This is a genomic window from Bradyrhizobium sp. HKCCYLRH3099 (assembly GCF_051167855.1).
In the GTDB taxonomy this organism is placed as follows: Bacteria; Pseudomonadota; Alphaproteobacteria; order Rhizobiales; family Xanthobacteraceae; genus Bradyrhizobium.
This window is the reverse complement of sequence record NZ_JBNPTW010000013.1, coordinates 135,579-158,389: the sequence shown is the minus strand read 5'-3', so window position 1 is coordinate 158,389 and position 22,811 is coordinate 135,579. Positions and strand designations below refer to the sequence as shown.

Here is a 22,811-nt window from a genome sequence, read left to right as displayed (position 1 = left end):
TTATCCCCATGAACAAGTTTGATCGGCAGAGCCATTATCCGGCCGCGTCCCAATCCTTGCCCGAAGAGATTGCCGCCGAGCTGCCGGCGATCCCGCCGCAGGTGCAGGCGGTGGATGATGCTCCGTCGCTGGCGCCGCCGGTTCCGCTGACCCAGGCCGAAGTCCGCACCATCCTGATGAGCCTGCTGCTGACGATGTTCCTGGCCGCGCTCGACCAGACCATCGTCGCGACCGCGCTGCCGACCATCGGCCGCGAGTTCCAGGATGTGACCAACCTCTCCTGGGTGATCACCGCCTATCTGCTGGCCTCCACCGCCGTGGCGCCGGTGTTCGGCACGCTGTGTGACATCTATGGCCGGCGCTCGATGATCATCACCGCGCTCAGCCTGTTCGTGGTGGGCTCGATCGTCTGCGCGCTGGCGCCGAACATGCCGGTCCTGATCCTCGCCCGCGGCCTGCAAGGGCTCGGCGGCGGCGGCATCATGCCGGTCGTCCAGACCGTGATCTCCGACGTGGTCAGCCCGCGCGAGCGCGGCCAGTACCAGGCCTATTTCAGTGGCGTCTGGCTGCTGGCGGGCCTGCTGGGGCCGGTGATCGGCGGCTTCTTCGCCGATCATCTGCACTGGTCGATGATCTTCTGGATCAACGTGCCCCTGGCCATCGCGGCGCTGGGGCTGCTGCTGCCCAAGATGGCGCGGCTGCCGGTCTATCACCGGCTGCGCAAGGTCGACTGGGCCGGCGGCCTGCTGCTGATGGCGTCGGCCGTCGTGTTCATGCTGGTGCTGACCTGGGGCGGCCACAAGCTGGCCTGGCTGTCGCCGACCATCCTGGCGATGATCGGCAGCGCGGTGGCGCTGGGGCTGGCCTTCGTCTGGCACGCCAAGCGGGCCGAGGAGCCGTTCCTGCCGCTGTCGCTGATGGGTGGCACCGTCGTGCCCTACGGCATGCTGGCGAGCGGCTGCGCGCTCGGCGCGCTGATCGGGCTGACCGTTCACCTGCCGCTGTACTACGAGCTGGTCTATCACCTGACGCCGAGCCAGGCCGGTCTCGGCCTGATTCCGATCGCGGCGATCTCGACCTTCGGCGCTGCGATCGCCGGCCGCACCATGGCGCGGGTCAAGCACTACAAGCGCGTCGCCATCATCGGCACGCTCGTCGGCACTGTCGCCGCCGCGGTGATGACCGTCACCACGCCATCGCTGTGGGTCCTGATGGTGCTGCTGTCGATCTTCGGCATCGGGCTCGGCACGGCGTTCCCGATCTCGGTGGTGTCGCTCCAGAACTCAGTGGCGCGCTCGCAGATCGGCACCATCACCGGCGCGATGAACTTCTTCCGCTCGATGATGTCGTCGTTCACGGTCGCGGCCTTCAGCGCCATCCTCTTGATGGTGCTCGGCGCCGACATTTCGCTCGCCGAGGGCGCCCATGGCGCCGTCAGCGGCATCGCGGAAGCCGACATGATCCATGCCTTCCGCTTCGTCTATGCCGCGGCCACGCTGATGCTCGCCTGCGCCTCCGTGTGCATGATGCTGATGGAGGAGCGTCCGCTGGCCGGCCCGTCAAGGAATGAGCCGGTGGAGCTCGCGGAGTAGCAAAGAAGTAGAATGGGCAAAGGCGCCGGGCAGGGCCGAGATTCGAGGCGCGCTGTCACGCGCCGTGCCCACCATCGTCAAGCACGGTAAGTGGCAAGACGGTGGGCACGGCGCCGCTGCGACCTCGCGTGAGGAGAGCGCACGGCAGCGCCTTTGCCCACACTACGATTCGCGCGCTGGCGCTGCTATTGGCGGGGCTGAACGACCTCGACGTTGTCCTGCCCGCGCGAGCCGTCATCGAGCGATGACTTCACTAGGCCAGCCTCGACCCGTTTGCTGAATTCTGTCGTTCCGCCGTTCGCAAGCTCCTTGGCCTGGCTGATCCATTGCTCGCGCTCGATCCGCCCCGCGAAGGCCAGGTAGGAGCCGACCCATTTGGCGTGCTCGGCCGTCCAGGCCCCGATCTGCTCGAAGTGCCAGATGCCGAGCCCGTGCAGCCGCGCCTCGTTCTGCTTGCCGATGCCCTTGATCAGCTTGAGATCGTCCGCCTGTCCGCCGCGCGGGGCAGCGAGACCGAGCGGCCGGCTGCCGGCGTGATCGTCCTGGTTCTCGACCGGTGGCATCAGCGCCGGCAGGTGGGCCAGGAGATAGCTGGCCTCGTCCTCGGTCAGCGGCGCATCGGCCTGCTCATCGATCGTGATGGCGCCGGACTTCACCGCGCTCGAATGCGCGGTGTCGAGACCGGCCGCGAGCAGCTTCGCCTGGGCGATCCAATGCTCACGCTCGATCCGGCCGGGGAACGCCATGTGATGGCCGACCCAGTCCGCATGCGCCGGCGTCCATTCCGCGATCTGGCTGAAATGATGCACGCCGATGTCGTTGAGAACGCGCTCGTTCTTGGGCCCGATGCCCTTGATCAGCTTGAGATCGTCCGCGCTGCCGTCGGGAGCGGGCAGGGCCGGCGGCCTGTCATCGGCAGCAGCCATAGGTGCTGACGAGGCGGCGACGGCGCTGGCGAACTGCTCAGCCTCGGCCTCCGCCGCAACTCGTTCGGCCTCCGCCTTGGCGGCGGCCTCGGCCGCGACGCGATCGGCCTCGGCCTTCGCAGTCGCCTCGGCCGCGAGGCGCTGAGCCTCCGCCTCGGCTCTTGCAACGGCTTCCGCGGCGAGGCGGTCGGCTTCGGCTTTTGCAGCAGCCTCTGCGGCGAGGCGATCGGCCTCGGCCTTTGCTGCGGCTTCGGCCGCAAGGCGGTCAGCCTCGGCCTTTGCGGCAGCCTCGGCGGCAAGACGCTCGGCTTCGGCCTTCGCGGCAGCCTCGGCGGCAAGACGCTCGGCTTCGGCCTTCGCGGCAGCCTCGGCGGCAAGACGCTCGGCTTCGGCCTTCGCGGCAGCCTCGGCGGCAAGACGCTCGGCTTCGGCCTTCGCGGCAGCCTCGGCGGCAAGACGCTCGGCTTCGGCCTTCGCGGCAGCCTCGGCGGCAAGACGCTCGGCTTCGGCCTTCGCGGCAGCTTCCGCGGCAAGACGCTCGGCTTCGGCCTTCGCGGCAGCTTCCGCAGCGAGGCGATCGGCTTCGGCCTTTGCGGCAGCCTCTGCAGCAAGGCGATCGGCCTCGGCTTTTGCGGCGGCCTCTGCAGCGAGGCGATCGGCTTCGGCCTTTGCGGCAGCCTCTGCAGCAAGGCGATCGGCCTCGGCCTTCGCCGCAGCCTCTGCAGCGAGGCGCTCGGCTTCGGCCTTGGCGGCGGCTTCCGCGGCAAGACGATCGGCCTCGATGCTGGCGGCTGCCTGGGCCGCGGGCGTTTGTGACCGGCCGTCTGCGACCGGGCGTCCGCCGCCGGTATAGGCCGCCAGCGCCAGATTGCCGCCCGGGCCGCCCGGCGACATCGCGCTGGTGTCACTCAGCCCGGCATAGTCCTTCAGATATCCGCCCGCGAGGCAGCCGAGCAAATAGGCGCTGATCATCAGCAGCAAGACTTCGAGCCAAAGCCCGGCGCGTCCCGGCAGCACCCCCAGGAGCGCCATCAACAGACCGATCGCGAAGGCGAGCGTAGCGGGCAACAGCCAGCCCCGGTGCCAGTCCGGGTGCTTGTGTTCGGACCATGTGATCCAGCCGACCGCGCCGCCGATCAGCGCGGAGAGCAGGATCCAGACCGGAAATGTCGCAAGGTCGTACATCATGATGTCAGCGCCTCACTTCACGACGAATTCGATGCGGCGGTTCTGTGCGCGGCCTTCCGGCGTATCGTTGGAGGCGACCGGCTTGGTCTGGCCGTAGCCCTCGGAGGTCATCCGCGCGGTGTCGATGCCGGCCTCGCCGATGTAGCCGACCACGGCCGCCGCACGCTTCTTCGAGAGCTCCATGTTGGTCTCTTCGTCGCCCACGCTGTCGGTATGGCCTTCGATCGCGATCTCGGCCTCCTTGCAGCGCTTGGTGGTCTCGATCAGGTGATCGAGCAGCGCCAGCGAGTCGCGGCTGAGCTCGGCGCTGCCGGTCGCAAACCGAATGCGCCCCTTCGCGAGCAGCCCGTTGAAGGCCGGCTGGCAGTCGGCGACGGCAAGCGGCGGATCGTCCGGCTTGACCGCGATCTTGACGTCGGCGAGCTTCAGGCCGCTGGCGGCGTCCGCGAGCTCCTTCCGCACCTGCTCGGCGGACTTGTCGTAGATGGCGAGCGCGTCCACCGAGATCGCGGTATCCTTCGCGGTCAGCGCCCCCGACCACAGCCGCGCCAGCGCCGGGAAGGTCGCCTTCAACGACGGCACGAAGTCCTTGGGCGCGCCGTCGCCGATCTTCAGGCTGTCCTCGACCGTATCGGTGACGAAGGCCTGCGTCGCCGCGTCGACGAGATCGCGCCGCGCGGCCTCGTCGGGCACATAGCCGCTCAGCTTGACGCGGCCATCCTGCTTCTGCAGCCCGAAGGCATAGGGTGAGATCGGACCGTCGCGCACGTCGACGGCGGCGACCGTGAACGGCGCGGGCAGGGCGCCCGCGAGCGCCTCGCGCAGCGCAGCCCCGGTGACATTGGCGAGCCCGATGCCGCGCAGCGAGACCTTCGTGTCGTTGATCTCGGCGCGGCCTGCCGAGAGCTTGGCGAGAAGCTGCAGCAGGCTTGCGCCGACCTTGCCGACGTCGCCATCGGGCGCGCCGCGCGCGATGCCGACGTCGCTCTTGATCAGCTTGCCGTCGAACTGTCCGCCGGCCGCGCCCAGCATCGCCTCGCGCACGGTGGCGCTGGGCGCGAGACCGGCCAGGGTGACGCCGCGTCCATCGAATTCCGCCGACCAGCGATAGGGCTTGATCTCCGGCGGCACGATGTCCGCTTTCGCCAGGCTGAGCCCTGCGGGCAGCTTGCCGGTGCCCGCGATCGCCGCGTCATAGGCGGCCGGCGAAGGCGCCTCGCCCGAGATCGTGTAGGTGGCGTCGGAGATCACGACGCGCCCCGTGGTCAGCCGGCTCAACTCGGCCAGCGCGTAGGTCGCATAGGCGCCGAAATCGCCCGCAGGTGCGCCGCGCGCGATCTGCATCTGGTGCGTCACCGGCGCGCCGGGCGCGAGCTTGATCGCGGCCGCTTCGAGCGCGCGCCGGAGCTCGTCGCTGGGGACGACGCCTGACAACACGAGGCTCTTGCCGTCGCGCACCGCGCTCCAGATGAAGGGCTTGGCCTCCGGCGGCAGGATGGCGGCATTGGCGAGCACCGCGCCGCCGGGCAGTTGCCGGGTCGCGGCCACGGCCGTCTCGTAGACGTCCGATGAGGCGGCGGCACCGGCGATCGAATACTGCTTGTCGGCAAGGGCGAACGTGCCGTCCTTCAGCTTGGCGGCCTGCGCCAGGCCGTGGCTCGCGATCACTGCGAAATCGGTGGGCGCGCCGAGCGCATAGCCGAGGCGGTCGACGACCTCGCCGCCGCCCGCGGAGCGGGCCGCGCCGAGCACGGTGTCCCGCGCTTTGGGCGTCGGCACCGTGCCTTCGAGCACCAGCTGGCTGCCGCTGCGTGCGGCGCGGAACGCATAGGGCTTCGGCGTCGGCAGCTTGTCGTAGGTGCCGTCGACCAGCCTGACGCCCTCGACGCTGGCGGCGTCCTCGAGCCGGCTCGCCTGGTCGGGACCGAACTCCGGACCCTCGATGCGCACGTCGCGCCCGGCGACCGACACCTTCAACGCTGCTGCGGTATCTGGTGCGGCGGCGGCCACGGCGGCCCGCGCCCGCGGCGCAATTTCGTTTTCGACACCCGCCGTCTTGAAGCCCATGGCTACCAGCCAGAGCACGCCGACGACGATCAGTCCCGCCCACCATTTCGATGGTTGATGCATGTGAGAGCCCCCGTTTCCCCACCTGCGCCGGATTCACCCGGATCGAGCCGTTTGTCGTGAACCACGCGTCGAGCCTATCAGAATCGCCTTCGGAGACTAGCCGTCTCCCGCGTTGTGTTCTTCAATATACACAAGCGGAGATGGCGCTGCCTTTTGCGGCAGCCTCGCTCCTCGGGTTGCGGTCGCTTCTTCGTCGACCTCCGGTGGGCCGAGCTTGCGAGCAAAGTGTGACCGTTCGACGACCAAGCGACAGTGAGCCGCGTGGGGCCGTTACTCCTCGAGCGCCCGGCGCAGGCGGCGGATGATGATGCCGCGGGCGCGGTCGTCGGCGGCCTGCTCGATGCGCGCGTGGATGTCGAGCAGGAGGCCCGACATGTCGTTATGCCAGTCGAGCCGGGTGACGGCCTCCGGCGCCAGCCGGCGCCTGCGGGCCACGTCGATCGAGGTCGGGGCAGGCGTTGTGAGTTCGTAGACGTCGTCGAGCAGGGGGGAAAACAGCTTGGCTGCCGGCACGATCCGCTCGCTCACGCGCGCGGCCAGCGCCGCGATCGCCGCTTCCTCGCCGTGCGACAGAAACAGGCCGCGCGCAATCGGGCGGCGGGCCGCGATCCAGCGCGCGATCTCGGCGCCGTCGGCATGGCCCGAATAATCGTCGATCATGCGGATGCGCGCTCCGACCTTGATCTCCTCGCCTTGGATGCGCACCGCCTGGACGCCGTCCTGCAGAAAGCGGCCGAGCGTGCCGTTGGCTTGGTAGCCGACCAGCAGCACCGTGGCGCGGTTATTCCATAGCCAGCGCTTCAGATGATGGCGGATGCGGCCCGCGTCGCACATGCCGCTGGCGGCGATGATGATGTGGAAACCGGTCAGCTTGGCGATCGCCTTGCTTTCATCGACGGTTTCGGTGAAGCGCAGATGCGGCGACGACAGCAGACGTTCGACATCGCTGCCGCCGTCGAGGCTCGCGGCATGCGCGCGAAATACCTCGGTGGCGTGGATGGCGAGCGGCGAGTCCAGGAAGATCGGCGCGGCCGGGATCGCGCCGCGCTCCATCAGCCCGACGAGATCGACGATCAGCTCCTGCGTCCGCTCGACCGCGAAGGCCGGGATCAGCATCGCGCCGCGGGCCGCGGCGGCCTCGCGCACCTCGCCGGCGAGACGCTCGCGACGCCGTTCCTCCGTGGTCGCCTCGCGGATGCGATCGCCGTAGGTGGCTTCCGAGATCACGTAATCGAAGCCCGAGGGCGCTTTCGGATCGGGCTGCAACAGCTTGGCGTCGGGGCCGACGTCACCGGAGGCAAGCAGGCGCAGCGGTGCGCCGTCGGAGCCTTGACCAGCGAACTCGATCTCGATGGACGCGGAGCCCAGCAGATGCCCGGCATTCCAGTAGCGGGCGCGCACGCCGGGAATGATGTCCGTCCAGCTCTCGTAGGGCACGGGCTGGAAATACTGCAACGCGGCGACTGCATCGGCCTGCGTATAGATCGGAGTCACTTCGCCGCGGCCGCGCGCGATGTTGCGGCGATTCAGCGTCAGCACTTCCTGCTCCTGGATGTTGCCGGCATCGGGGAGCATCCAGGAGCACAGATCGATGGTGCCGCGGGTGGCGAAGATCTTGCCGTCGAAGCCCGAGCTCACCAGCTTCGGCAATAGTCCGCTGTGGTCGATATGCGCATGCGTCAGCAGCACGGCGTCGATATCGGCGGGCCGGAACGGGAAGTCGCCGTAGTTGAGCTCCTTCAGCGTCTTCTGGCCCTGGAACAGTCCGCAATCGATCAGGATCTGGCCCTTGTCGGTCCGCAGCAGATAACAGGATCCGGTCACGGTCTGGGCGGCGCCGCAGAAGCGAAGGCTGACACTCATGCGGCGGTCTCCTGGCTTGTTTGATGGAATATGCGATGCCGATCAGCGCTGGCCGTTCGGACCGTCCGCGAACGCGTAGCCATTGTTGGCGCTGGCGGCGGCCGCCGCCAGATCGTGCTCCGACGGATCGCAGGTGAACACGCGATAGAGCGGCTCGCCCTGGTCGACGCGGTCGCCGATCTTCTTGAACAGGCTGATGCCGGCGCCTTTGTTGACCGGCGCACCGGCGGTGCGCGCCAAGCGGTTGAGCCGCAGGCAGTCGATCGCGGCGACGGTGCCATCGCGCTCGGCCCGCACATCGAAGGCGAGGTTGCCGAGTTCGCTGCGGCTCGTCGTCGGTCCCTGGGCGTCGATGATCTTCTGCATCTGTTTCAGGGCTGCGCCGCTGTCGAGCAGCTCGCGGGCGCGCGCATAGCCCGCGCCGCCGCGCAGCTTCGGATCATATTCGAGCAGATGCGCCGCGAGCCGCAGCGATTTTTCGCGCAGGTCCGCCGGTGCCGACGGCTCGTTGCCCAGCACGGCCATGACGTCGCGCGCCTCGAGCACCGGACCGATGCCGTTGCCGATCGGCTGGCGGCCGTCGGTCGTGATCACCTCGACCTTGATGCCGAACCGGTCGCCGACGAATTCGAACAGTTTTCGCAAGCGCATCGCCTCGGCGCCGCTGGTCAGCTTGGCGGTCGGGCCGACCGGCAGGTCGAGCAGCAGATGCGTCGAGCCCGCGGCGAGCTTCTTCGACAGGATCGAGGCCACCATCTGCTCGCGCGTATCGAGGCTGAGCGGGCGCTCGACCGAGATCAGGATGTCGTCGGCCGGCGACAGGTTGACGTGGCCGCCCCAGATCACGCAGCCGTTGCAGGCCGCGACGATCGACTTCATCTCCTCGGCGCCGACATTCACCCGCGCCAGCACCTCCATCGTGTCGGCGGTGCCGGCCGGCGAGGTGATCGCGCGCGACGAGGTCTTCGGGATGGTCAGGCCGTGAGCGGCGACGATCGGCACCACCACCATCGAGGTGCGGTTGCCGGGAATGCCGCCGATGCAGTGCTTGTCGACCACGACGGGCTCGGGCCATGTGAGCTGCGTTCCGGCATTGGCCATCGCGCGCGTCAGCGCCAGCAGCTCGCCCGAGCTCATGAAGCTCGCGGAGCCGATCAGGAACGCCGCGATCTCCATGTCGGAATAGCGGTAGTGGGCGAGGTCGTCGATCACGGCGGCGATCGCCTGGTCGCTCAAGGTCTCGCCGCGGATCTTGGCGCGGACGGATTCGAGGCTGTCGGGCGGCGTCGCCGGCGAGACCGTCGCCAGTGTCCCCGGCGGTTCTGCGAAGCGCCGCAGCGCCGGCTCGGACAGGCCGATCTCGTCCGGCCCGACCAGCGCGTCGTCGTCGGTAATCAGCAGCGTCGCCAGCAATGTCCGGGAATTGCAGCGCAGCTCGACCCGGCTGAAGCCACTGAAGACATCCGGCCGCAACGCCTTGGAGCGGCGCGAGATCACGACCACGTTCTCGCGGCCGGTGTCGAGCGCGACGCTGCGGATCTTGAGCTGGGGGCGGGCGAATTCGGCTGTGGTCATGGCGGTGATCATCACCGTTAAGCCGGTCGCCGTCACGGCCGTTGACGCAGATCATGCCGGAGACGGATTGCGGCCAAGCCGCATTTTTTTCCCGATGTGTCGACCCTTATCCCCGCGCGGCGCATCTTGGACAACCTTGTCCTCAAGACTCGCGGCTGAGAGATAAAGTCAATGAATCCAATGAATTGCGCGGAGTTCTGAAATGGTGGGCGAGCCTTGGCTGCGACCGGCGGGCGCTGCCGGGGCAGGCATCTGCTGCCCCGTTTGTCTCCGATCAGATTAACCTATTTTTCAAGCGGATGCCCGAGGGTTTCCCGGGGCGTCCGTCCCGGCCTGTGCGCGCGCCGTCGCTGCGCGCCTGATGATCGAGCCCGACCGGAGTGATAGATGCGTCAGTTGATTGCAAACTTCCTGAAGAATCAGGCTGGCGCGACCTCGATCGAATACGCCATCATCGCCGGCGGCTTGAGCATCGTGATCCTTGCCGCGGTCAACGGCCTCGGCTCGGGACTGAGCAGCAAGTTCACCGCGATCAATACGTCTATCAAATAGAACGATCGTCCCGCCGCAGCCGGATCAATTCGAAGGCGCCGTGTGTCCGCACGGCGCCTTTCGTATTTGCCACTTCCGCAGCCGCTTGAAAAAGACAAAGCTTCCGGCGGGGCATCGCCGGAAGCTTTGGAGCGGTTGAGGTTTGATCGTCTAGCGTCAGAAGTTGCGCTGGGCGCGCAGCAGCATGCTGACCGTGTCCTGGTCGCGGAGCTGATACGTGGCGGCCGGCTTGGCCGTGCTCGTGACCGCCGGAGCGATCGCGGTGCCCGAGAACTTCTGGTCGAGGTGGCTGTAGGTCACGTCGGCCGAGAAGGTCAGGCCCTTCACCGGAGTCCAGCGCGTGATCAGGCCGATCTGCCCGAGGTTGAAGTCGGGATTGCAGGTCGAGCCCGCCGTGAGCATGGCGGTCGCGGCGATGCCGGTGCAGATCAGGTTCGTGCCGGTCTGGCCGTAGCGGACCTGGGCGTAGGCGCCGTACAGCGCCGTGTTCCAGCGCGGATCCCAATTGTGGGTGTAGGCGCCGCGCATGCCCCAGGTCTGCACGGTCGAGAGGCCCGTGCCTGCGCCGTAGACCGCGTCGGCGACGCCGGCGAAGCCGATGCTCTGGTAGGCGCCGGGCACGCCGGTGCTGCCGTACATCGAATAGGACGTCGAGGCCAAGCTCTGGAAGTTGTAGCGGCTGGCGCCGTCGGTATAGACCGCCTGCAGGTTGACGACGTCGCCCGGACCGGTCGGGATGTTCTTGATCGACAACGAAGCCTGAGCAGCCCAGCCCCATTTGTCGGACGGATGGCCCGACGTTTCCGTCGCGCCATAATAGGCCGTGTGGTTGTCGTGTGCGGCGAACGACGCCTGGAAAATGCCCCAGGCCTGGTCGACGCGAACCATGCCGATGATGTCCGGCGACACGTTGCCGCCGATGCTGCTGGTGCCGTAGGCGCCGCCGAGCACGCCCGCCGCGGTGATGCCCGAGGTGTTCCAGATGTTGGTGGTGAAGAACTGGGTCTGGTCCTCCAGCGAAATCGCGGCGGTGATGCCCTGGCCGAAATCGGCGGTGTAGGTCAGCTGGTTGACGCCGTTGTTGGAGCCGCTGCCGCCGACGAGACCGTCGAAATTGTTGCCCGGATAGTTGGTCCACGGCGCGTCGAAGGTCGACACCGCCTTACCCATGGTGAAGCCGGCGAACTGGATGAAGGCGTAGTAGACGCCGAGCGTGCCGCCCGAGATGGCGTCGCCCGTATAGGCGGTCGCGCCGCCGCCGGTGCCGGCGGTGGAGCCGGAGGTCCAGGTCAGGACCGCGTCGAAATAGGTGCGGACCACGCCATACTCGGTGGCCGTCCGCGTATCGATGTTGATGTCCTGGCGCGACCGCATCTGATAGCGGTTGCTGAGGCGGTTGTCGGCGCCGGCCACGCCGCCATAGGCGCCGCCATAGTTGCTGTTGGTCCACAGCGCGGTTTCGGCGCGCACATAGCCGCCGAGCTTGATGCAGGTGTCGGTGCCGGGCATGTAGTAGAAGCCGGTGCCGTACAGCGAGCACACCTTGACATACTCGACGGCCTTGGCCTTGAGCGGAAGGTCTGCAGCGTGAGCCGCCGCGGCGGACAATATCACTGCTCCCGTTCCGAGAAGCAGGCCCCTGATCGTCTTCATCTCAATCTCTCCGGTTGATCGGCGGTCACACGGCCCCCCGCGTGTCGCCTCTGGCGGTTGCCAGCTTCTGCTTTCACACCCGCATTCCCGCTCAGGCCGATCGGCTTGGCTCTCGGTGGCATGAATGAAGTGTGCACCAGCTCATTTCAATTTGATGAATCTGAGCTGGTTTGCCCGTGTTCCACTCGGTCGTCGTTAACATGCTCTCGGATCGCACGAGCTTCGACGCGGCAACGCCACCGTTGTGTCCGTTCTGGAACACTCTGTTAATGATGATAATCATGAATAGGGTAGGTGGGAATCCCGAACAATCACGGGGGCTTCACGCAAGCTGCGCACACGATGGTGCGCTCACGCATCACTCGGAATGCGCGGCACCCGTCGGAGTGCGATCAGGCTCTCAGCGGCGATTCGATTCTATCGTTATGGACGAGCGATGTGACGTCGCTGCAACCAGTCCGTTGCCGCCGACGTCCGAGGCTCGCGTGATTCGATCGAGCGTGGCGCCGCTGCGCCATCGCTTGACGAAGTCGAGAAACACCTGCAGCGGCATCGGCGGTTGCCGTCGGCTCGGGTGATAGAGGAACAGTCCAGGCATCGTATGGCTCCAGCCGGGCAGGAGCCGCACCAGCCGTCCGTCCGCCAGATGCTGGTCGATCATCGGTTCGACGAGGTAGGCCACGCCGATGCCGTCGAGCGCGGCATTCAGCGCGAGGTCGAGATCGTTGACGGTCAGCGCGCCCTCCACCGCGATCTCCGTGTGATCGCCGCCATTGTCGAAGATCCAGGGCTGCAACGTCTCGTCGGCCGGCGCGCGATGACGGATGCAGTTGTGGCTCTGCAGATCTTCGGGAACCATGGGCGTCGGATGGGCTGCGAGATAGCCGGGGGAGGCCACGGCCACGAAGCTGCATTCGTCGAACACGCGAATGACCTTCATGTCACGTTCGACGCGATGGCCCGCGCGAATGCCGGCATCGAATCGATTGCGGACGATGTCGCTGTTGGTGTCGTCGACGGCGAGTTCGAGATGGATGTCCGGGTATTCGGCGAGGAATGACCGGATCAGCGGACCGAGGCCGCGCATGGCGAACACACGCGACACCGTCAAGCGCAACGTGCCCATCGGCTTGTCACGAAAGGCGTTGATGCTCTCGATGGCCTGATCGACACGTTCGAGAGCCGGCTGAATTTCCGCCAGCAGCCGCTCGCCGGCCGCCGTCAGCGCCACGCTGCGCGTCGTGCGGTTGAACAGCCGGACGTCGAGCCGTTCCTCGAGGCCCTTGATCGTCTGGCTGATGGTCGGCAGCGAGCAACCGATGTGGGCGGCCGCCTTGGTGAAGCTCAACGTATCCGCGACGGCCGCGAACGCCGAGAGCTCGGACAGCTGAACACGCGCCATGGGCTAGCCGCGCCATGCCCGGCAATGGCTTCCGACATGCTGGACCATTCATACCCCCTGATACGCCGCGTCGTGCAGCCGGACCGACTCCGCCAAGGTCGCTCCATCATCGACCAGCCGCCTTCGCGTGGAAGCTGCGCCCGATCATTCACCCGCGCCGCAGAGCTAGGCGCGGCGTGCTCATTCCGCAAGCACGCAGGCGGCATCGAACCGATCACAAATCCGCGCCCAGCCTTGGAGGCGGGAATAGCGGACCAGCTCAGCAAAACCAGCGCCTCACCGGTAAGGATGAGGAAGTTGGGATCAGAGGAGGAGCTTAGAGGAGGGACGACGCGTTGAAGCGACGGCGGGTTCCACCTGTGGCGCTTCAGTGCGTCCGCGAGGCGTCATCCGGCCTTTCGCGAGCGAGCGGTCGTCCGAACCGGCTTCTCGGCCTTCTTCGGCTCGTCCGCCTTCTTCGCCTCGTCCTTGGCCTTCTTGCCGCTGATCGGCAGCAGCATCTCGCGCTGGCCTTCGACGCGCTTCTTCGGCTTCTTCGCCTTGGCCTTCGGCGCGCTGGCAGTGGCCGGAGCCGGCGCCTTGTCGCCCTCGCTGGCAAGGCTGCGCTTCAACGCATCCATCAGGTTGATGACGTTGCCGGTCGACTTCGGCGCGGCCTTGGCGGTGATGGTCACGCCGTTGCGCTTCTTGTTGATGAGTTCGACCAGTGCGGCCTCGTAGTGGTCTTCGAAGTTTTCCGGCTGGAAGTCGGCCGATTTCTTCTCGACGATGTGCTTGGCGAGATCGAGCATGTCGCCGGTGATCTTCACATCCTGGATGTCGTCGAAATATTCGTCCTCGTTGCGCACCTCGTAGGGATAGCGCAGCAGTGTGCCCATCAGCCCCTTGCCGAGCGGCTCCAGCGCGATGATGTGCTCGCGGTTGGTGAGCACCACGCGGCCGATCGCGACCTTGTCCATGCTGCGGATGGTCTCGCGGATCACCGCAAAGGCGTCATGGCCGACCTTGCCGTCGGGCACGAGATAATAGGGGCGGATCAGATAGCGGCTGTCGATATCCGTGCGCGGCACGAACTCGTCGATCTCGATCGTGTGGGTCGATTCCAGCGCGATGTCGTCGAGCTCGTCCTTGGTGACCTCGATGTAGGTGTCGGTGTCGACCTTGTAGCCCTTGACGATGTCCTCGTTGGCTACTTCCTCGCCGGTCTCGGCGTCGACGCGGCTGTATTTGATGCGATGGCCGGTCTTGCGGTTGATCTGGTTGAAGGAGACTTTTTCGGATTCCGACGTGGCCGGATAGAGCGCGACCGGGCAGGTCACGAGCGATAGCCGCAGAAAACCCTTCCAATTGGCGCGCGGGGCCATGTCTCCACTCCACTCAACTGCAAAATGACGGGCGAACTCCCCGGGACCGGGCTGCTGCGGACTTAGTTCTCGCGACGGCCGCGAGGATAACATCGCAGGCCGCGGATTCAACAAGCCTACCCGCAGATTCTAAGAGCGGCGTTAACTGGTCGCATGCGGGGGCCGGGCCGGAACATCATCTGGGGGCCGACGTTGCCAACTGAGCAAGTGAGAGAACGCGATATTGCGTTCGAGAACAGCAGCGAGCTGAGGGCGCCATGGCAACAAGACGAGGGTCGCAGATCGTCGAAACTCCCACCGAAGCCCGGCAGGGCGAACCCGGCCCGTCGGTGCTGGCGATGCTGGCCATCTCCACGGGGCTGGCGCTGCTGGTCCTGGGCCTCGTGTGGTTCGTGTTCTTCCATACCTGAGGGCGCATCGAGATGCCGGCTGGCCGTGACACCGCGGCCGGCCTCCATCGCTTCGCACAAAATCCAGCCCGGCCATCCCCATGGCCGGGCTTTTCATCGCGGTGTTCCAGAGCGTATATCCGCCTCAATTCTGTCGGCCCTTGCCGGCGGCCCCGACCGAGATGACCAAAAAGTAACCCGTTCGGTCGGGTTCCGTTCATGCGCGGTTCACGGCCTTCCGGTTCATCTTGAGGGCGGAAATCGTGCAGTTCAGCTTTGGAGGCAAGCGTGCGTCTGCTCGTTGTCGAGGACGATCCGGATCTCAACCGTCAGCTCACCACGGCCCTGAGCGACGCCGGCTACGTCGTGGACCGTGCGTTCGATGGTGAGGAGGGGCATTACCTGGGCGACAGCGAGCCCTATGACGCTGTCGTGCTCGATATCGGCCTGCCGAAGATGGATGGCATCTCCGTCCTCGAAGCCTGGCGTCGTAACGGCCGGGCGATGCCGGTCCTGATCCTCACCGCGCGCGACCGCTGGAGCGACAAGGTGCAGGGCTTCGATGCCGGCGCCGACGATTACGTCGCCAAGCCGTTCCACCTCGAGGAGGTGCTGGCGCGCATCCGCGCGCTGCTCCGCCGCTCGGCCGGTCATGCCCAGAGCGAACTGACCTGTGGCCCCGTCACGCTCGATACCCGCACCGGCAAGGTCAGCGTGTCAGGCAACCCCGTCAAGATGACCTCACACGAATACCGGCTGCTGTCCTACCTGATGCATCATTCCGGCCGCGTGGTCTCGCGCAGCGAACTGGTCGAGCATCTCTACGACCAGGACTTCGACCGCGACTCCAACACCATCGAGGTGTTCGTTGGCCGCATCCGGAAGAAGCTCGACTGCGACGTCATCCAGACCGTGCGCGGCCTCGGCTATCTCCTGACGCCGCCCCCGGCAGCCGGCGCCTGAACCGTCTCCGGCGCCCGCCATCGAGGTGGCCGGGCGCCGGACGTTTCGCTAATTTGCGGTCATGCGCCAGAGTTCACTTGCCACCCGGTTGTTCCTGTCCGCGACCGCGTGGCTCGTGGTCATCCTCGCCATCACCGGCATCGTGCTGTCCTCGGTCTATCGCAATGCGACCGAGCGCGCCTTTGACCGCAGGATCAACCTCTACCTGCGCACCTTGATCGCCGAGGTCGCCACTCCCGACGATCCGCCCGACCGGCAATTCCAGTCGCTCGGCGAGCCGCTGTTCGAGCTGCCCCTGTCCGGCTGGTATTGGCAGATCACGCGCACCGACACCGAGAAGCCGGAGGTGAGGGCCTCGCGCTCGCTGTGGGACAAGAAGCTGCCCAAGCTGGAGGAGCAGGGGATCGAGCTGACCGCGGCTGGTATCCGGATCGGCTATGTCGAGGGACCGGAGAACCAGGATCTGCGCATGGTCGAGCGGCCCGTGGACCTCGGCTCGGACGGCAAATTCCTGGTCAGCGTCGCCGGGGACGCGTCCGAGATCTTCGACGAGACCCGCAGCTTCGACTACTATCTCGGCGGCACCTTCACCGCGCTCGGCGTCGTGCTGCTGCTGACCACCATCTTCCAGGTCCGTTACGGCCTCGCGCCGCTGAAGCGCATCTCCGAATCGATCGCCGACATCCGCTCCGGCCGGGCGGAGCGGCTCGAAGGCGAGTTTCCGGTCGAAATCGCCCCCCTGGCGCGCGAAACCAACGCGCTGATCGATGCCAATCGCGAGATCGTCGAGCGGGCGCGCACCCATGTCGGCAATCTCGCCCATGCCATCAAGACGCCGCTGTCCGTGATCGTGAACGAAGCGACCACTCACGCGGCCGATCCGTTCGCGGCCAAGGTGATGGAGCAGGCCGATGTGATGCGCGACCAGGTCGCCCACCACCTCGAGCGGGCGCGGATCGCGGCGCGCGTGACGATCGTGTCGACCGTCACCGAAGTGGCGCCGGCGATCGAGGCGCTGCGCCGCACCATGGAGAAGATCTATCGCGATCGCAGCATCCTGGTCGAGGCCACGACCGACCCGTCGGCGCGCTTTCGCGGCGAGCGCCAGGATCTGGAGGAGATGGTCGGCAATCTCGTCGACAATGCCTGCAAATGGGCGACCTCCCGGGTTTCCGTCGAACTGACGGTGGAGCCGCCGGCGCAGCCGGGGGCATCGCCGATGCTGCGCATCATCGTCGATGACGATGGCCGGGGACTCTCGGCGGCCGAGCGCGCCCAGGTGCTGCGGCGCGGCCAGCGACTCGACGAATCCAAGCCAGGATCGGGCCTCGGCCTGTCGATCGTCACCGATCTGGCGGCGCTCTATGGCGGCCGGCTGACCCTGGGCGATGCGCCGACCGGCGGTCTCCGGGCCGAACTCCGGCTGCCCGGCGTTTGACGGGCTGCGAATTTCACCATCCTAAAGGTGTTCTTAACATCGCGGACGCTAAGGTCGGTGCAGGGGTGCGCAATGTGCGCTCTCGCGGTGGAAATTTGCACGCCGGCGCATGGGTCAGACAGCTCAAGAACGATTGAGAGAATATCTCGGGCAGCTGCCGCCGAATGCGCAGTCGTTGCTGATGCGCGAGTTCGAACGCGCCATCGAGCGCGGCCAGGACGTGGCGGTCGCCACGCTGGTGCTCGAGCAGTTGCGCAAGGTCGCGCGTCCCGTTGCGCCGGCTGCGGCTGCGGCTCCGGCCGAAGCCGCCCGTTCGACGCCCCCCCGCGCCGCGCCCGCCGAGGCCGCTCCGCCCAAGCCTGCAGCCGAAACCGCGCCGGCGCCCGGCCCGTCGCGCGAGGATCGCCGGCAGAGCGGTGATGCACCGCGCCGGCTATTTCGGCCGCTCGAACCGTTCCTGACCGATTCCACCGGTCCGCTGCGTCCCGGACAGATCCGCCGCGGCTCGCTGCTTGCCGTCTGGCAGTGGCTCGGACGCGAGGGCGCGCCCGAGCGCTATGCCGAGTTCGAGGCCGCGATGTCGGCCGGCGGCGACAGCTCCCGCGAGATCGAGATGGCCGCCCGCAAGCTGCAGCTCGCCGCCGCCGAGTCCCTGATGAAGCTCGTGGGCCCGAACGCGACCGGCGACCGCCAGCGTCTGCTGGCCCGCATCGGCGCGCCCAGCGTGATCGAGGACCTCCTGCCGATCGCGCTGGTGCTGCAGAATCGCGAGGCGCTCGACGGTCTCAACGGACGCCTGCCGGGCATCATCCGGACGCTCGGCGATTCGCAGATCGCCTCCGTCACCGACGCGATCAACGTGCCGTCGTTGCAGACGCCCTTGATGCTGCCGTTCGCGCTGTCGCTGGTGATGCAGCGGCTGGCCGCGCCGTGGCAGATCATCCGCCTTGCTACCAAGATCGCCGCGTCCGACGACGAGATCCGGGTCGCGGCGACCCCGTTCGGTGTCGCCGTGACCATCGCGCTCAATGATCTCGCAGGTCTTGCCGCGGTGCTGCGCGCCGACATCCGGCGCGGGCACTTCTCCAATCTCGGCGACACGCTGAAGACCTTGCACGACGGCGTCCGCGGCCTGCGCACCGAGCTCGACCTGCGCTCGGAATCGAACTGGGGCAAGCAGCTCACCGCGATCCGCGCCGACATCTCCAACGCGCTGCAATCCGAGATCGACAGCGTGCCGGGCCGCGCCCGCCGCATCCTGCGCCAGCGCGCCGACAAGGACATTCCGGCCGGCGCCGGCGTCGACACCGGCGAGGTTGAGGAGGTCGCGGCGCTGATCGAGTTCGTCGCGGTGTGTCGCAACTATGCCAGCGAGCTCGCCATCAACGAGGTCACGCTGCGGACCTATTCCGACCTGCAGCAATATGTCGAGAAGGCCACCGAGGCGCTGGTGCAGTCGCTGCGCTCGGGCGACGCGCGGGCGCGCGCCTATCGGCAGTCGCAGGTTTCGGCGGCGATCCGCTTCTGCCATGTCCTGTTCGGCAACGACTACGCCCAATTGATGAGCCGGTCGGCCGAGAATGCGTTGAATGGCGAACGAAAATCTTCGCGCGCCGGCTGATCTTTTGCTATCTTCCACCCGTATTTGAAGAGTTCGATTTTCGGTTGTCCCGGGGGACGGGGCAACTCAGACGCTTCCGCAGCACGTTCAGCCTTTAAGTTCAGCCGTTTTCATCAAGACCATGATTTCCGTCATCAACTTCGTCGAAGTCGAGAATCGCGTGGTATGCGCGACCTATCGCAACCTCATGATCAAGGCCAAGGTCGTGCTCGTCGACAAGACGAGCGGGGCACAGCTCGCCGATCCCGTCACCACCATCGCCTCGCCGGTGCCGGCCGGCTCGCTGCGGATCAGGCTGACCGACGAGGTCAGGCCGGGGACCTACTTCCTGATGGCCCTCAACGGGCACGGCAGCTACCTCGCCAAGAGCGCCGAGTTCGAGGTGCCTTAATTACGTAATCCTCCTGAGTTTTTCGGCTTCGGGGAGTGCGCTACCAGGGCGGCAATTGTGAATTGCCGCCGGGAACGCTGCTGGTTAAAAGCGCGGCAATGCGCCTGCCGGTGGGCGCTGTGGAACCCTGTCGATGACGCTCTGGTTCGTGTTCGCCGTGATGACGGCCGCGGCGATCTTCGCCGTCCTGCTGCCGCTCGGGCTGGGCGCGCGCGCCGCCACCGAGGGCCGCGAGGTCGTCGTCTACAAGGACCAGCTCGCCGAGATCGATCGCGACGTCGAAACCGGCCTGATCGGCAAGGCCGAGGCCGAGGCGGCCCGGGTCGAGATCGGCCGCCGGCTGCTGGCCGCCGCCGACCAGGAGCAGGCCGCGCCGGCCAGGACCAGCCTCGGCTTGCGCCGGATGGCGGCCGTGCTGGCGCTGGTCGGGCTGCCGATCGTGGCGCTCGCGGTCTATCTGCCGCTCGGCTCGCCGCAACTGCCGGACTTCCCGCTCACCGCCCGCGCCACGCCGGCCGACGGTTCGCAGCCGCTGGAAAACCTGGTGTCGCAGGTCGAGCAGCATCTGCAGAAGAATCCGACCGACGGCCGCGGCTGGACGGTGCTCGCCCCCGTCCTGGCGCGGCTCGGCCGCACCGAGGACGCCATCCGCGCCTATCGCAACATGATCACTTATGCCGGCGACGGCGCCGCCAAGCGCGCGGATCTCGGCGAGGTGATCACGGCCGCCGCGGGCGGGGTGGTCACGGCCGAGGCCAAGGCGGAATTCGAGCGCGGCCACGCGCTCGACGCCGACGAGCCGAAGTCCAACTACTATCTCGGCCTCTCCGCCGAGCAGGACGGCCGCAAGGACGATGCCGCCGAGATCTGGCGGGGCATGCTGAGCAAGGGCCCGGCGGATGCGCCATGGCGGCCGCTGGTGGTGGCCGCGCTCGCCCGCGTCGGCGGCGGCGAGGCGCCGGCGCTGCCGAGCGAGGCGATGGCCGCCGCCAAGGACATGAGCGCCGGCGATCGCGACACGATGATCCGCGGCATGGTCGATCGCCTGGCGACGCGGCTGAAAGAGAATGGCGACGACCCCGAGGGCTGGCTGCGGCTGGTGCGCGCTTATGTCGTGCTGGGTGATCTCGACAAGGCCAAATCGGCGTTATCCGATGCAAGGCAGGCCGTGAAGGATGCCGATCGGTTGCGCCAGCTCAACGAGGCCGTGAAGACCTTCGGGCTGGATGGATGATGAGCGGCGCTGTCGCCGCGAACGGGATGTTGGGATGACACGCAAGCAGAGGCGTTTGACGATCATCGGCGGGGCGCTGTTCGTGCTCGCGGTCGCAGCCGGGCTGGTGCTGAACGCGCTGCGCGACTCCATCGTGTTCTTCTCGACGCCAACCATGGTCGCGGAGAAACACGTTCCCGCGGGCAAGCGCTTCCGTCTCGGCGGCCTGGTGCAGCCGGGCTCGCTGAAGCGCGGCGACGATCTCGCGGTCACCTTCGAGGTTGCCGACGGCGGCGCCAAGCTCCCGGTCGCCTACAAGGGCATCCTGCCGGACCTGTTCCGTGAAGGGCAGGGCGTCGTCGCCGAAGGCGCGCTCGATGCCTCCGGCGTGTTCAAGGCGGATACCGTGCTCGCCAAGCATGACGAGACCTACATGCCGAAGGAAGTCGCCGACAGCCTCAAGAAACAAGGCCATTGGAAGGACGATTACGGCAAGCCGCAAGGCGCCGCCAAACCAGGCCCGGTGTCGATGCGCGAGGGGGCTGAGAAGACGGCCGCAGGAGCGACGCAGTGATTGCAGAGAGCGGACATTATGCCCTGGTGCTGGCGCTCGCGCTGGCGCTGATCCAGTCGACGGTGCCGATGCTCGGCGCGGCCAAGCATGACGTCGCGCTGATGAATGTCGGCCGCTCCGCCGCTCTGGCGCAATTGCTGTTCGCCGGGCTGTCTTTCATCGCGCTGATCACCCTCCACGTGACGTCGGATTTCTCCGTCGCCAACGTGTTCGAGAACTCGCACTCGATGAAGCCGCTGCTCTACAAGATCACCGGCGTCTGGGGAAACCATGAAGGCTCGATGCTGCTGTGGGTGTCGATCCTGGCGCTGTTCGGCGCCATGGTCGCAGCCTTCGGCAACAACCTGCCGCTGTCCTTGCGCGCCCGCGTGCTGTCCGTACAGGCCTGGGTCGCGAGCGCCTTCTATCTGTTCATCCTGACCACCTCGAACCCGTTCGCGCGCCTCGCCACGCCGCCGATCGAGGGCCGCGACCTCAATCCGGTGCTGCAGGACATCGGGCTCGCCGTGCATCCGCCGATGCTCTATCTCGGCTATGTCGGTTTCTCGATCTCGTTCTCCTTCGCCATCGCAGCCCTGATCGAGGGCCGCATCGATGCGGCCTGGGCGCGCTGGGTGCGGCCGTGGACCTTGATGGCCTGGATCTTCCTGACGCTCGGCATCGCCATGGGCTCGTACTGGGCCTATTACGAGCTCGGCTGGGGCGGCTGGTGGTTCTGGGACCCGGTCGAGAACGCCTCGCTGATGCCCTGGCTCGCCGGCACCGCGCTGCTGCACTCCGCGCTCGTCATGGAGAAGCGCAACGCGCTCAAGGTCTGGACCATCCTGCTCTCGATCCTGACCTTCTCGCTGTCGCTGCTCGGCACCTTCCTGGTGCGCTCCGGCGTCATCACCTCGGTGCACGCCTTCGCCAGTGATCCGACGCGCGGCGTGTTCATCCTCGGCATCCTCGTGCTGTTCATCGGCGGCAGCCTGACCTTGTTCGCCGGCCGCGCCACGGCGCTGAAGCAGGGCGGCCTGTTCGCGCCGATATCGCGCGAGGGCGCGTTGGTGCTGAACAACCTGCTGCTCACCGTGTCCTGCGCCACCGTGCTGTTCGGCACGCTCTATCCCGTCATCATGGAAGCGCTCGACTTCAAGCTCTCGGTCGGCGCGCCGTTCTACAATCTCACCTTCGGCCCCTTGTTCGCGCTGCTGCTGCTGATGGTGCCGTTCGGCCCGATGCTGGCGTGGAAGCGCGGCGATCTGTTAGCTGCGACGCAGCGGCTGCTCGCGGCCGGCATCGCCTCGCTGGTGGCGATCGCGATCGCCTGGGCCTGGGCGCGCGGCGGCAGCGCGCTGGCGCCGCTCGGCATCGGCCTCGGCGTGTTCGTCATTGTCGGCGCCATCGTCGATCTGGTCGAGCGCAGCGGCATCACCCGCGTGCCGGTCAAGACCGCGCTACATCGGACCAAGGGTCTGCCGCGCTCGGTGTGGGGCACGGCGTTCGCGCATGCCGGCCTCGGCGTCGCGCTGCTCGGCATCGTCTGCGAGACCACCTGGAACAGCGAGCTGATCTCGACCCTCCGTCCCGGCGACATGCGCAACCTCGCCGGCTACCAGATCAAGTTCGACGGCATGACCCAGCGCCAGGGCCCGAACTTCACCGAAGTGATCAGCACCTTCGTGATCAGCGAGGACGGCAGGCAGCTCGCGGTGATGACGCCGAGCAAGCGCAGCTTTGCGACGCGCGGCATGTCGACCACCGAGGCCGCGCTGCTGACGCGCGGCGTCAGCCAGCTCTATGTCTCGCTCGGCGACACCACGGCGGACGGCGGCCTTGCCGTGCGCATCTATCACAAGCCGCTGGTGCTGCTGATCTGGTTCGGCCCGGTGCTGATGGCGTTCGGCGGTTTGCTGTCGCTGTCGGATCGCCGCCTGCGCGTCGGCGCGCCGCGGCCGGCTCGCGCCGCGCGTGCCTTGCAGCCGGCGGAGTAGG

General features: G+C 67.1%; 17 protein-coding genes. 10 read left to right on the top strand and 7 right to left on the bottom strand.

Translation table 11 applies throughout. The features are described from left to right. Positions 1-8: 8 nt before the first annotated feature. Positions 9-1,592 carry an MDR family MFS transporter gene (locus tag ACQR1Y_RS23270; protein ID WP_434878348.1) on the top strand — a complete coding sequence of 528 codons (1,584 nt, stop codon included), beginning with the start codon at positions 9-11 and terminating at the stop codon, positions 1,590-1,592. Positions 1,593-1,777: 185 nt separating this feature from the next. Here the strand turns inward: ACQR1Y_RS23270 and ACQR1Y_RS23265 are convergent, their stop codons facing one another. From ACQR1Y_RS23265 to ACQR1Y_RS23250, 4 genes are all read right to left on the bottom strand, one after another. Then, entirely contained in the window at positions 1,778-3,706 is a 1,929-nt protein-coding gene (locus tag ACQR1Y_RS23265; protein WP_434878347.1) for a cell envelope biogenesis protein TolA, read from the bottom strand. A gap of 12 nt (positions 3,707-3,718) precedes the next feature. After that, complete coding sequence (locus ACQR1Y_RS23260; protein WP_434878346.1) at positions 3,719-5,836, bottom strand: OmpA family protein; 2,118 nt, start codon at positions 5,834-5,836, stop codon at positions 3,719-3,721. A 270-nt stretch (positions 5,837-6,106) separates the two neighbouring features. After that, positions 6,107-7,699 carry an MBL fold metallo-hydrolase gene (locus ACQR1Y_RS23255; RefSeq protein WP_434878345.1) on the bottom strand — a complete coding sequence of 531 codons (1,593 nt, stop codon included), beginning with the start codon at positions 7,697-7,699 and terminating at the stop codon, positions 6,107-6,109. A 42-nt stretch (positions 7,700-7,741) separates the two neighbouring features. After that, on the bottom strand, positions 7,742-9,274 hold the full coding sequence (locus tag ACQR1Y_RS23250; RefSeq protein ID WP_434878344.1) for a thymidine phosphorylase family protein: 1,533 nt from the start codon (positions 9,272-9,274) through the stop codon (positions 7,742-7,744). Between the two features lie 387 nt (positions 9,275-9,661). Between ACQR1Y_RS23250 and ACQR1Y_RS23245 the strand changes: the two genes are divergently transcribed. Then, entirely contained in the window at positions 9,662-9,826 is a 165-nt protein-coding gene (locus tag ACQR1Y_RS23245; protein WP_434861051.1) for a Flp family type IVb pilin, read from the top strand. A gap of 156 nt (positions 9,827-9,982) precedes the next feature. Here the strand turns inward: ACQR1Y_RS23245 and ACQR1Y_RS23240 are convergent, their stop codons facing one another. From ACQR1Y_RS23240 to ACQR1Y_RS23230, 3 genes are all read right to left on the bottom strand, one after another. Continuing rightward, on the bottom strand, positions 9,983-11,479 hold the full coding sequence (locus ACQR1Y_RS23240; RefSeq protein WP_434861052.1) for a porin: 1,497 nt from the start codon (positions 11,477-11,479) through the stop codon (positions 9,983-9,985). A gap of 400 nt (positions 11,480-11,879) precedes the next feature. Further along, positions 11,880-12,881 carry a LysR substrate-binding domain-containing protein gene (locus tag ACQR1Y_RS23235; RefSeq protein WP_434861053.1) on the bottom strand — a complete coding sequence of 334 codons (1,002 nt, stop codon included), beginning with the start codon at positions 12,879-12,881 and terminating at the stop codon, positions 11,880-11,882. A 386-nt stretch (positions 12,882-13,267) separates the two neighbouring features. Then, positions 13,268-14,245, bottom strand: a complete 978-nt coding sequence (locus ACQR1Y_RS23230) for a Ku protein (protein ID WP_434878343.1) — start codon at positions 14,243-14,245, stop codon at positions 13,268-13,270. 257 nt (positions 14,246-14,502) lie between these two features. On the opposite strand from ACQR1Y_RS23230, the gene ACQR1Y_RS23225 reads away from it, so the two are divergent. From ACQR1Y_RS23225 to ACQR1Y_RS23190, 8 genes are all read left to right on the top strand, one after another. Next, on the top strand, positions 14,503-14,655 hold the full coding sequence (locus ACQR1Y_RS23225; protein WP_009027687.1) for a hypothetical protein: 153 nt from the start codon (positions 14,503-14,505) through the stop codon (positions 14,653-14,655). Positions 14,656-14,922: 267 nt separating this feature from the next. After that, positions 14,923-15,597, top strand: coding sequence for a response regulator transcription factor (locus ACQR1Y_RS23220; protein ID WP_006614547.1), 675 nt, complete (start codon positions 14,923-14,925; stop codon positions 15,595-15,597). Positions 15,598-15,658: 61 nt separating this feature from the next. Further along, positions 15,659-17,035, top strand: coding sequence for an ATP-binding protein (locus ACQR1Y_RS23215; protein WP_434861055.1), 1,377 nt, complete (start codon positions 15,659-15,661; stop codon positions 17,033-17,035). Positions 17,036-17,144: 109 nt separating this feature from the next. Further along, entirely contained in the window at positions 17,145-18,656 is a 1,512-nt protein-coding gene (locus ACQR1Y_RS23210) for a hypothetical protein (protein WP_434878342.1), read from the top strand. 121 nt (positions 18,657-18,777) lie between these two features. Further along, positions 18,778-19,047: a hypothetical protein gene (locus tag ACQR1Y_RS23205; protein ID WP_434878341.1), complete on the top strand. Its 270-nt coding sequence runs from the start codon at positions 18,778-18,780 to the stop codon at positions 19,045-19,047. 133 nt (positions 19,048-19,180) lie between these two features. Continuing rightward, complete coding sequence (gene ccmI / locus ACQR1Y_RS23200) at positions 19,181-20,281, top strand: c-type cytochrome biogenesis protein CcmI (RefSeq protein ID WP_434878340.1); 1,101 nt, start codon at positions 19,181-19,183, stop codon at positions 20,279-20,281. Between the two features lie 34 nt (positions 20,282-20,315). Then, positions 20,316-20,834 (top strand): cytochrome c maturation protein CcmE, encoded by a 519-nt coding sequence (gene ccmE, locus ACQR1Y_RS23195; RefSeq protein ID WP_434861059.1) that lies wholly within the window; start codon positions 20,316-20,318, stop codon positions 20,832-20,834. Then, on the top strand, positions 20,831-22,810 hold the full coding sequence (locus ACQR1Y_RS23190; protein WP_434878339.1) for a heme lyase CcmF/NrfE family subunit: 1,980 nt from the start codon (positions 20,831-20,833) through the stop codon (positions 22,808-22,810). Before ccmE ends, ACQR1Y_RS23190 begins: the two co-directional genes overlap by 4 nt. Position 22,811: the final 1 nt, after the last annotated feature.